Annotated in this window: 13 protein-coding genes; 5 read left to right on the forward strand and 8 right to left on the reverse strand. The window is 70.7% G+C overall.

Annotated features, from left to right (window positions below; all coding sequences use genetic code 11):
• Window positions 1–573: XRE family transcriptional regulator (locus GT354_RS13915; protein WP_161356621.1), on the reverse strand; the 573-nt coding region annotated here is incomplete at its 3' end.
• Between the two features lie 55 nt (window positions 574–628).
• On the opposite strand from GT354_RS13915, the gene GT354_RS13920 reads away from it, so the two are divergent.
• A complete protein-coding gene (locus GT354_RS13920) occupies window positions 629–1,699 on the forward strand; it encodes an NAD(P)/FAD-dependent oxidoreductase (RefSeq protein ID WP_202511875.1) in 1,071 nt (356 codons plus the stop codon).
• A gap of 245 nt (window positions 1,700–1,944) precedes the next feature.
• Here the strand turns inward: GT354_RS13920 and GT354_RS13925 are convergent, their stop codons facing one another.
• Window positions 1,945–2,175, reverse strand: coding sequence for a hypothetical protein (locus tag GT354_RS13925; RefSeq protein WP_161356623.1), 231 nt, complete (start codon window positions 2,173–2,175; stop codon window positions 1,945–1,947).
• A gap of 318 nt (window positions 2,176–2,493) precedes the next feature.
• Here GT354_RS13925 and GT354_RS13930 point away from each other — a divergent pair, with 318 nt between their 5' ends.
• The gene (locus tag GT354_RS13930; RefSeq protein WP_161356624.1) at window positions 2,494–3,288 is read left to right on the forward strand and encodes an MBL fold metallo-hydrolase; all 795 of its coding nucleotides are present in this window, start codon (window positions 2,494–2,496) and stop codon (window positions 3,286–3,288) included.
• Between the two features lie 142 nt (window positions 3,289–3,430).
• Here the strand turns inward: GT354_RS13930 and GT354_RS13935 are convergent, their stop codons facing one another.
• Both GT354_RS13935 and GT354_RS13940 read right to left on the reverse strand, forming a co-directional pair.
• A complete protein-coding gene (locus GT354_RS13935; RefSeq protein ID WP_161356625.1) occupies window positions 3,431–3,787 on the reverse strand; it encodes a metalloregulator ArsR/SmtB family transcription factor in 357 nt (118 codons plus the stop codon).
• Window positions 3,784–4,230: an SRPBCC domain-containing protein gene (locus tag GT354_RS13940; RefSeq protein WP_161356626.1), complete on the reverse strand. Its 447-nt coding sequence runs from the start codon at window positions 4,228–4,230 to the stop codon at window positions 3,784–3,786. The genes GT354_RS13935 and GT354_RS13940 overlap by 4 nt, the downstream gene beginning before the upstream one ends.
• 425 nt (window positions 4,231–4,655) lie before the next feature.
• Here GT354_RS13940 and GT354_RS13945 point away from each other — a divergent pair, with 425 nt between their 5' ends.
• Complete coding sequence (locus GT354_RS13945; RefSeq protein WP_161356627.1) at window positions 4,656–5,483, forward strand: SAM-dependent methyltransferase; 828 nt, start codon at window positions 4,656–4,658, stop codon at window positions 5,481–5,483.
• Between the two features lie 169 nt (window positions 5,484–5,652).
• Here GT354_RS13945 and GT354_RS13950 read toward each other — a convergent pair whose 3' ends face one another.
• The 3 genes from GT354_RS13950 to GT354_RS13960 all read right to left on the reverse strand — a co-directional run bounded on the left by GT354_RS13950 (window position 5,653) and on the right by GT354_RS13960 (window position 7,898).
• Window positions 5,653–5,925 carry a hypothetical protein gene (locus GT354_RS13950; RefSeq protein ID WP_161356628.1) on the reverse strand — a complete coding sequence of 91 codons (273 nt, stop codon included), beginning with the start codon at window positions 5,923–5,925 and terminating at the stop codon, window positions 5,653–5,655.
• 128 nt (window positions 5,926–6,053) lie between these two features.
• Window positions 6,054–6,740, reverse strand: coding sequence for an HAD family phosphatase (locus GT354_RS13955; RefSeq protein ID WP_161356629.1), 687 nt, complete (start codon window positions 6,738–6,740; stop codon window positions 6,054–6,056).
• 219 nt (window positions 6,741–6,959) lie between these two features.
• A complete protein-coding gene (locus tag GT354_RS13960) occupies window positions 6,960–7,898 on the reverse strand; it encodes a ScbA/BarX family gamma-butyrolactone biosynthesis protein (RefSeq protein ID WP_161356630.1) in 939 nt (312 codons plus the stop codon).
• Window positions 7,899–8,017: 119 nt separating this feature from the next.
• Between GT354_RS13960 and GT354_RS13965 the strand changes: the two genes are divergently transcribed.
• A complete protein-coding gene (locus GT354_RS13965; RefSeq protein ID WP_161356631.1) occupies window positions 8,018–8,791 on the forward strand; it encodes a ScbR family autoregulator-binding transcription factor in 774 nt (257 codons plus the stop codon).
• A gap of 127 nt (window positions 8,792–8,918) precedes the next feature.
• On the opposite strand, the gene GT354_RS13970 is transcribed toward GT354_RS13965, so the two are convergent.
• Complete coding sequence (locus GT354_RS13970; RefSeq protein ID WP_161356632.1) at window positions 8,919–9,107, reverse strand: hypothetical protein; 189 nt, start codon at window positions 9,105–9,107, stop codon at window positions 8,919–8,921.
• A gap of 18 nt (window positions 9,108–9,125) precedes the next feature.
• Here GT354_RS13970 and GT354_RS13975 point away from each other — a divergent pair.
• A partial coding sequence (locus tag GT354_RS13975) for an ATP-binding cassette domain-containing protein (protein WP_161356633.1) occupies window positions 9,126–9,721 on the forward strand: 596 nt, incomplete at its 3' end.

Raw genomic sequence — 9,721 nt, forward strand, 5'->3', positions numbered from 1 at the left:
GGGTCGGGCGCGGAGGTGGGCGCGTTCGCCCTGGCTGCCGAACAGGCTGAGGAATTCGACCGGTTCGGCGTTCGCGGCGCCGAACCAGTGCGGTACGTGGGTGTCGAACTCGGCCGCTTCGCCGGGCGAGAGCACCAGATCCTGTTCGCCCAGGACGAGCCGCAGCCGTCCGTTGAGGACGTAGAGCCATTCGTAGCCCTCGTGGGTCTGTGGATCGGGTTCCGTGCGGCGGCTGTCGGCCGAGATCACCAGCTTGTACGCCTGGATCCCACCCGCTCGGCGGGTCAGCGGCACCATGGTCATGCCGTGGTGGGCGACCGGGCGCAGGTGGATGCGCGGGTCGCCCGTGGGTGGGGCGTCGACGAGTTCGTCCAGCGTGACGCCGTGGGCTCTGGCCAGGGGCAGCAGCAGTTCGAGGTTGGGCCGGCGGGTGCCGGACTCCAGCCGGGACAGGGTGCTGATCGAGATCCCGGTGACCACCGACAGGGTGGCCAGGGTGATCTCGCGTTGCAGGCGCAGTGCGCGCAGCCGGGGTCCGACCGCGTCGAGCGCCCGGTCGAGGTCGTGATCCATACCGACAGTTTGCCATACCGGCAACGAGGCTTGCCGATCCGGCGGGGTGGCCCGCATGGTCGTGGCGGAGGTGGTCACGATGACCGATGAGCTGAGGAACAGCTGTGACGTGGTGGTGGTCGGCGGCGGCGCGGCCGGATTGAGCGGAGCGCTGATGCTGGCACGCGCACGACGGTCGGTGGTGGTGATCGACGCGGGCGCCCCGCGCAACGCCCCGGCCGCGGGCGTGCACGGGCTGCTGGCCCGGGAGGGGATGGCCCCCACCGAGTTGTTGGAGCGCGGCCGGGCGGAGGTCCGCGGCTACGGCGGTCTGGTGGTGTCCGGAGAGGTCGCCACCGTGCGCCGCGAGGACGGGGATCACACCGGGACGGAATCCGAGGGCGGGTTCGAGGTCGCGCTGACCGACGGCCGTACGATCCGGGCCCGTCGACTGCTGGTGACCACCGGCCTCGTCGACGAACTGCCGGACGTACCGGGTCTGTGGGACCGGTGGGGCAGGGATGTTTTGCATTGCCCGTACTGCCACGGCTGGGAAGTGCGGGACCAGGCGGTCGGCGTGCTGGCCAGTGGGCCGCTGTCGGTACACCAGGCGCTGCTGTTTCGGCAGTGGAGCGACGACGTGACGTTCTTCGCCCACACCGTGACGCCGCCGACCGACGAACAGGCGGAGCAGTTGGCCGCGCGCGGCATCCGCGTGGTGCACGGCGAGGTGGCGTCCCTGGAGATCGCCGACGACCGCCTCGCAGGGGTGAGGATGAGCGACGGCAGGACGTTCGCCCGCGAGGCGCTGGCCGTCTCGCCGCGCATGGTGGCGCGCGCCGGCTTCCTGGCGGGGCTCGGACTGGAACCGGTGCCACACGCCTCGGGGGCCGGTGAGTATCTCCCCGCCGACCCGACCGGGCGTAGCGAGGTGCCCGGTGTGTGGGTCGCGGGCAATGTCACCGATCTGGCCGCCCAGGTCGGCGCGGCCGCGGCGGCGGGCGCCGGTGCCGGGGCACAGATCAACGCCGACCTGGTCGCCGAGGAGACTCGTCGCGCGGTCGCCGCCCACCGGGATCCGTTCTCGGCCGAGAACGAGGCGCGCGTCAGCGAACTGGTGATGGGCGACCGCCGCCACGGCATGTGACCGGCGGAACGACATCGTCCGGCCCGCTCGGCACCCGACGACGAAGGCCGAGCATCGTGGGCCGAAACACCGTAAGCCGAGCACCGTAAGCCGAGCACCACGCGCCCGCCGCATGGCGAGGCGAGGCGAGCCGCGCGGTCGGTCGGCGGCCCGCGGGAACGCCGTACGGGGCGCCCCCACCCTCACGGCGGAGGCGCCCCGTACGGCGTATCACCCGGCAGCACCGACTCGGCTGCCGGCGTCGGTCAGTGGACCCACAGGGACCAGAGAGTGCCGCCGTTGTTCAGACACAGGTACACCGGCCCGTGTGCCGGAGCGGCCGCGTGGCCGGCCGCGTCGCACGACGCCTGCGAGGGGTAGTAGCCGTAGAAGATGAAACTGCCACCCGGGGCGGGATCCGCCATCGCGGGCGCCGCGGCGGCTCCCACGCCCAACAGGGACGCGGTCAAGGCGATACCAGCCAAGGTCTTGCGCATGTGCTCGACTCCGTTTCTCGTCCCGAGCCTCGACTCGGGCCGTTGGAAAGGCAATTCGGGCTGTTCAACCGTGCCGGCGCACGCGGAAGACGCTAGCCGCTCCCTGCACGCCGAGCAATAGGTCTATACCAATAAAGCGGATTCTCGTGTTCCACGCCCCCGCTCCCGGTCGCTCCCGGCCGCCGCCGAACAGGCGGCCCGGACGGCCGATTTCGCCCGGCCGCCGCACTGCGGGAGTACTGGACGGCCGGGAGGGAATAGGCGTTCGTCGGCGAGGTCGACGCCGCTCGTACCGAACCGTGGGACGGAGAAGCACGCATGAAGATCGGGGACATCCAGGTATTGCCCGTGGTGGACGGCGTCGGCGTCGAGGTGGCGACGGACATCCTGTCTCGCCCCGGCGTGGACGACGCGTGGGCCTGCCACACCGAACACCTCGGCGCGGACGGGACGCTGGAACTGCCGCTCGGCGGATTCTGCATCCGCACCGGCGATCGGACGGTCCTGGTCGACGCCGGTGTCGGGGATTTCGACAACGGCAAGTACGTGGGCGGAGGCATGCTCGACTCGCTGCGCGCCCAAGGGATCGAGCCCGGTGACGTGACCGACGTGGTCTTCACCCACCTGCACTTCGACCATGTCGGCTGGGCCACCCACCGCGGCGAGATCGTGTTTCCGCATGCCACCTACCGCGCCCATCGGGCCGACTGGGAGCGCTTCGTCTCGGGTCCCGACGCGGAACGCGACGCGATCGACAAGCTCGCGCCGATCGAGCCCCGGATGGAACCGTTCGATGGCGACTTCACCGTCGCGCCGGGGGTCGACGCCCGCCACGTCCCCGGGCACACCCCGGGCTCGACCGTGTACATCGTCTCGTCGGGCGGGCGGCGGGCTCTGCTGCTCGGCGACGTCGCGCACTCGGTGGTCCAGTTGAGCGAGCGGGACTGGGAAGTGATCTGGGACGTCGACCCGGTCGCCGCGTCGGCGGTGCGCAACGCCCTCGCCGACGAGGTGGCGGACACCGAGGACCTCGTCGCCGCCGCCCACTTCCCGGGCATGCGGTTCGGCCGGGTCGTCACGGGCGACGGCCCACGCCGATTCGTCGCCCTGTGAAAGCGCCGACAGCGCGGCGCCGGGCGGTCACTCACACGACGAACGCCCCCACGAGTGCCGGCGACGCTCGGGGGGCGTCGATCGCCCGGGCCGCGTGCGCCGGGCCGGGGCTGTCGAACCCCGGCCCGACGGGCGCGGCCGGCTAACGCGATTCCCGCTCCGCCGCCTCGGCGACGCGCCTGATGGTCGCCAACCGCCGATCCCAGTCGGTCGCGAGCGCCGCCATCCACCGCGCGGTCGCGTCCAACGCCGCAGGCCGTACCGCGTATCGCACCTCGCGTCCGACCCGGCCGCCGGAAACCAGCCCGGCGGAGTCCAGGACGGCCAGGTGTTTGACCACCGCCTGCCGCGAAACGGGCAGGCCCTCGGCGAGCGTGGTCGCGGTGGCCTGACCGTGCGCGGCGAGCAGATCGAGCAACCGGCGTCGCGTCGGATCGGCCAACGCGGCGAGCACGTGGTCGACCGTTTCGGCCGCGACGCCGAGCCCGTCGTTCGTCACGGGGACGGCTGTTCGGCGCGGCCCTTGAGCGCGTCGAGCTCCTGGGGCCAGCCCTCGGAGTTGCCTTCGACCACCGTGCGGCGCAGTTCCTCCGAGCCGGCCAGTGCCGCGAAGCCACTCTCGACCACGCTGAGCCGCGTCTTGTCGCCCTCGGCCGTCAACCTGAACTCCACGAGGGTGCTGTTGTCATCGCGCAGCTCTTCGCCGGGGAACCCACTGGCCCAGCGATACGCCAGGTAGTTCGGCGGGTCGACCTTCTCCACCCGCACCGGGAAGTCGCCGTGCTCGGCGTTCCGGGCCACCGTCGTCCGGCCCTCCTCGGCCACCGTGCCGGGCAGGCTCGCCTTTTCGCCCACCCAGAACCCGGGCTCGGCCACCAACGACCAGACTCGCTCCAACGATGCCTCGATCAATGTTTCGCGTTCGATCCGGTCCTCGCTCATGAGGAGACTCTCCTTCGTCGTCGCCATCATTTGGGATGCAACCCCAGCGTTGCACGTCAGCCGGCCACGCGCAACCGGGCAATTGCACATGCCGGCAGACAACGCCCTGCGACCCCTTGCGACGCCTTCCCACCGAACTCGGCGGGTCGGTGGGTCGGTAGGTCGGCGGGTCGGTGAGTCGGTGAGTCGGTGAGTCGGCGAGTCCACCCGCCGGCGAACCCGCCAAGCGGCCGACCGTGTCACCGCCACCGTCACGGCCGCGCTGCCCTCACCCATACCCGTCGCGGCCTGCCGGAACCGGCGGCGTGCGGCAAGCCGAGAGGTGCCCACGACCCTGGACGGCGTCCAGTATCAGCTAGGATCTCGCACACGCGGCCACCCACCACGCCGCACCGACAACGGCCTTGTCTTCCAAGGAGGTTCGCATGGACGAACAGAACAACGACGCCCAGACCGCGGCCCTCCGGGCCATCGACCAGTCGGTGCCGAGCGTGGCGCGAATGTACGACTACTACCTCGGCGGCAAGGACAACTACCAGGTCGACCGGGAAGCCTCCGACCAGCTCTCGATAGCCGCCCCGGGCACCCGGGCCTTGGCCGTGAACAACCGGCGATTCCTGCAGCGCGCGGTACGGGTCCTCGCGGGCGAGTACGGCATTCGCCAGTTCGTCGACCACGGCTCGGGCCTGCCGACCCAGGACAACGTGCACCAGATCGCGCAGCGGATCGACCCGCAGTCACGCGTCGTCTACATCGACCACGACCCGATCGTGCTGGCCCACGGCCGGGCGATCCTCGCCGACAACGAACAAACCACCGTCGTCAACGCGGATTTCCGGGACACCGACGCGATTCTCGGCCACTCCGACGTGGCCAAGCTGATCGACCTCGACCAGCCGGTAGCGGCGTTGTTCCTGTCCGTCCTGCACTGCATTCCCGACTCGGACGATCCCGCCGCCCTGGTCCGGCGCGTCGTGGACCGGATGGCTCCGGGCAGCTTCGTGGTGATCTCGCACCTGGTCTCCGCCGACCCCGAAGTGCGCGTACGGCTCAGCGATTTCATGCTGGGCGCCACCCAGGGCAACTGGGGCCGGGTCCGTGAGGCTGCCGACGTCCAGGGCTACTTCGGCGACCTGGAGTTGCTGTCCCCCGGCCTGGTCGAGGTCTCCACGTGGCGTCCCGACGGCACGCCGGGTCCGACCCAGGAAACCGCCGAGTGGATCGAATTCGGCGGCGTGGCCCGCAAGCTCTGAACCCGCGCCAGGCGGCGAGTTCACGCCCATCGAGTGCGAACGCCCAACAAGCGCGAACGCCCATCGAGCGCGAACTCGCCGCCTGCGTACCGCCGTCCGCGTACTGTGATCCGTACGCTTGGTCCTGCGCACCGCCGTCGTCGGTGAACTCACCGCCCCCATCGGCCCGTCACGAGTTCGCATCCGTGAACAACACGGGCGCCTCGACCCGCACCCCGTCACCGCCGTCGCGCGCCCCGGCCTCCCCGTCCACCTCGACGCCGACGTCGGGCTCCGCGGGCGCGAAGCCCTCGACGAGCGCCAGTAGATCGAGTTGCGCCGGCCCGATGCGTGTGGGTGCGTCGGCCGCGGCGGTCCACGAACCCCGGCAGGAGATCGGCGCCCCGGCGACCCGTGCGTGTCCGGGCCCGTCGTGGCGCCACACCGAGTGATCCTCGGTCAACGCCAACCTTCGACCGCACACGGCGCAGCTACCTCGTTGTCGATGAGAGCTCATGGCCCCATCATGTCGGCGACCGCCGACGCCCCGAACCACGACCGCTTCGCCGGCCGCCGGCGCGATTTCGTGTGTCAGGCGACCGGGAGTCTGGCCGCGGCCCAGTCGAGCAGGGCCGGCCAGTCGAGCGTGGGCACCCAAAGGTCGACCAGGGCGAGTTCCTCCTCGCCGGGGGTGGGACCGACGCCCAGGACCCGCAGACCCGCGCGGGTGGCCGACAGGATGCCGCACAGCGAGTCCTCGACGGCCAGGGTGTCCTCGGGGGCGGCGCCGCACAGGCGCGCGGCGGCGAGGTAGACGTCCGGATGGGGCTTGGGCTTGAGGTCGCCGTCGGGGACGACGATGTCCGAGAAGCTGTCGAGCAGTCCCGCGTGCGACAGGCCCGACTCGACGACGTCGCGCGGGCAGTTGCTGGCCACCGCCAAAGGCGCGAACGCGGCTACCCTGCGCACGAATTCGCCCGCGCCGGTGATGGTCACCGGGTCGTCGGCGACCAACGCCCGAAAATGCTCCAGGAGTTCCCCGGTCACCAGTTCCGCCCGCGCGGACGGGAGCCCGGCCACCTCGGTCATCAGTCGCCCGCACTCGGCATAGTGCAAGCCCTTGGTACGGGCTCCGAAGTCGGCGGACGGCTCGACGCCGTAGCCTAGGAGCACCTTTTCCCTGGCGTGCTCCCAATGGCATTCGCTGTCCATCAGCGTGCCGTCGCAATCGAAGACGATCGCGGAGGGTGTCCAAGTGAGCAGGTTGGGAAGTGTCATCGGTCCGCCGTTCGTAAGGATGCCGAACGACGCGCGATTTCGGGGGCCGTCGGCCGCCTCGGGGCCGGTCCTGCGGTGTCCGCGTGCGGCACCGGCCGAGCATGTCCGACCACCATCAAAAGCGGTCGGTTCGCGCCGTCGTTCGATGCGTCTCGGATCCTCGTGACCCGGAACATAACGATCATTACGTTATGCCGACGACACTGAGTGAGCAAGCAACTACGGATTGTCCGCGTGTCGAGGGAACCGCATGGCGCCCACGGCCGTCCGCACCTCGCCCTGCCACACCCGAAACGACACGCCCGCCGTGCCGTGCCACGTGCACTCGACGCGAGCCGTGGGGGCGAACTCGGTGAACCGCGGCGCGCGCAGCCGCACCACGAGCGGCCGAACCGCACTACCGCCACTTCCCCAGGCCGCGGCCTGTCGGGCCGCCTCCAGGAGCACCATGCCGGGCACGTGGTCGCTGCCGTGGTCGAAGAAGAACGGATGCAGCGGGTCGGCCGGGTCCACGTGCAGCGCGCTCGGCGTGGCGCTCACCATCACGTCGCGCGCCCTGCCCACCCCCACGGACTCGGGACACACCCGCGTTCCGACGCTCGACATCGGCGCGCCGGGCGCCGGGGGGCGGCCCGCACGCAACACCGCGTAGTCCTGCCGCTCGACAAAGCGCGCCCGCCCCGACGCGCGGGCGAAACGTCGTCCGTCGGCCCAGAACCACACCCGCAGCCGGACACCCCGAGCCCTGCCGCTGTCGGGCGCCACCCGCACGTCGTCGGCGACGACCAGGCAACTGACGTCCGTGGCTCCGTGGGCCAGGCGCGGTTCCGCGTCGGGGTCGAGCGCGAAGTACAGATCCTTGATCAGGAAGTGGGCGTCCGGCGAGACGTCGAAGTACTTCAACGGAAGGTGGATCCCGATCTGGCGCAGGGTTTCGGCGACCATCAACGGGTGGTGTCGATCGGCTCCCCCGTCGGGAAAGGACGGGTGCGACCTCGACCACTGCGCCGCGACCCGAAAGGTCAGTCCACCGCACGGCAGGGCGTCCGTGAGCAGGACTTCGGCGACGGAAGACCGATGCACCGACTCGCGATCGACGGTACGCGACCAACTCAACGGTCGGAGCGCGTGCTCCGTCGATTCCACATTGCCGTACATAGGGTGCCTGGGTACCCGAAAATATTGCTTGTCAAAGATGCGCATGTCATCCCGACACGGGCCCGCCGGTTGGCTACTTTCGATGCGGACGATCGCCACCCCGGGAGAACGGACACCACGTGCAGGATCGGGCCGGAACGACGCGTGCGCAGATCTTGGCCGCGGCTGCGCAACTGTTCGACGAGCGTGGATACGCGGGAACGAGTATCAGCGACATCACCGAACGGTCCGGGCACACCAGCGGCGCCATCTATTTCCATTTCACCGGCAAGGAAAATCTGGCCCGTGCGGTGGTCCAGGCACACTTCGCGGCCTGGCCGCCCCTCGTCGCCGGCTGCGCCGGGCGATTCGCCGCTCCGTTGGAGGAGTTGGTGGGTCTCAGCTTCGCCGTCGCCCGGGCGTTTCGCGACGACGCGTTGGTACGAGGCGGCGCACGCCTGTGGGCCGAGCGCCTCCCCGCCGTCGACCCGTTTCCGACTCCCTTCGTGGGCTGGATCGAGACGGTGGAGGCGCTCCTCATCCAGGCCCGCGGACACGGCGACCTGTCCCCTTCGGTGGACCCGCCGAAGGCCGCACGCGCGATCATCATGGCCTTCTTCGGCCTGCACAGCGTCTCCGAGGCGTTCGACGGCCGGGCCCACATCGAGGAGGACCTGACCGGCCTGTGGCGCCTGCTGCTGCCGACCCTGCAAGTACGCCCGGCCGCCGAAGCCGCCCTCTCCCGAGTACGGATCGTCCTCGGAACCGAAGCCGAGACCGAGACCGAAACCGAGGCCCAAGCCCAAGCCGGAACCGATACCGACACCGAAACCGACGCGGAACGCGAGCCGGGCGCGGAGTCGAAACAATCCTGGCCGCAGGCGCGCTCGACCCGGATGCAGCCCTCCCGGTAGGGCCGTAGGAGCGCCCCCTGCCGGCGGCGCCACACCACCACCGAGCAGCCCACGCCTCCCTCGTCCTCGCCTTCACTCGCACCCGCACACCGAGGCAACTCCTCACTGCTGCACCGGACTTCGCCCCTCAGTCGAGGGCCGGAACCACCACGACCAGCAGCGCGACCAAGGCGAATGCCTCCCCACGCATCGCCCGGCGCGGCACGTCCGGCCCGCTCGGCCGCCCGCCGCGTGAGCCGCCACGCTCGGACCCCGTACTCCCCTCGTCACCGTCGTCGTAGCCGCCACTCACCGGTTGACCCTGACGCAGGGTCAACCTCGCAGCATGGTCGGCATGACCACTACAACCCATGCGATCGAGGTCGCCGGACTGCGCAAGTCGTACGGCGACCACCAGGTGGTCGCCGGCGTCGACCTGACCGTCCCCGCAGGCACCGTCTATGCCCTGCTCGGCCCCAACGGGGCCGGCAAGACGACCACGGTCCGGATTCTGTCCACGTTGCTTCCCGCCGACGCCGGTACGGCCCGGGTCGCCGGATACGACATCCGCCGCGAGGCCGACCGGGTGCGCGCGTCGATCGGCGTGACCGGGCAGTTCTCCGCCGTGGACGGGGTGCTGACCGGGCGGGAGAATCTGCGGCTGATGGCCGATCTCGGCCACCTCGGCCGACGCCGCGCGGAGGCCGTGGTCGGGCGACTGCTGGAGCGGTTGGACCTGCTCGATGCCGCCGACCGCCGCGCGGCGACGTACTCCGGCGGGATGAAGCGGCGACTGGACCTGGCGATGACGCTGGTGGCCGGGCCGCGGCTGATCTTTCTCGACGAACCGACCACCGGCCTCGACCCGCGCAGCCGCCGTGAGCTGTGGGAGATCGTGCGCGAACTGGTGGCCGACGGGGTCACCGTCTTCCTCACCACCCAATACCTCGA

The sequence above is a fragment of the Streptomyces sp. SID3343 genome (assembly GCF_009865215.1).
Lineage (GTDB): Bacteria > Actinomycetota > Actinomycetes > Streptomycetales > Streptomycetaceae > Embleya.

Excerpts from the sequence above, each read along its gene's own strand:
- GT354_RS13920 (WP_202511875.1), top strand. The coding sequence starts at position 629 with ATGGTCGTGGCGGAGGTGGTCACGATGACCGATGAGCTGAGGAACAGC.
- GT354_RS13925 (WP_161356623.1), bottom strand. The coding sequence starts at position 2,175 with ATGCGCAAGACCTTGGCTGGTATCGCCTTGACCGCGTCCCTGTTGGGC.
- GT354_RS13930 (WP_161356624.1), top strand. The coding sequence starts at position 2,494 with ATGAAGATCGGGGACATCCAGGTATTGCCCGTGGTGGACGGCGTCGGC.
- GT354_RS13940 (WP_161356626.1), bottom strand. The coding sequence starts at position 4,230 with ATGAGCGAGGACCGGATCGAACGCGAAACATTGATCGAGGCATCGTTG.
- GT354_RS13945 (WP_161356627.1), top strand. The coding sequence starts at position 4,656 with ATGGACGAACAGAACAACGACGCCCAGACCGCGGCCCTCCGGGCCATC.
- GT354_RS13955 (WP_161356629.1), bottom strand. The coding sequence starts at position 6,740 with ATGACACTTCCCAACCTGCTCACTTGGACACCCTCCGCGATCGTCTTC.
- GT354_RS13960 (WP_161356630.1), bottom strand. The coding sequence starts at position 7,898 with ATGTACGGCAATGTGGAATCGACGGAGCACGCGCTCCGACCGTTGAGT.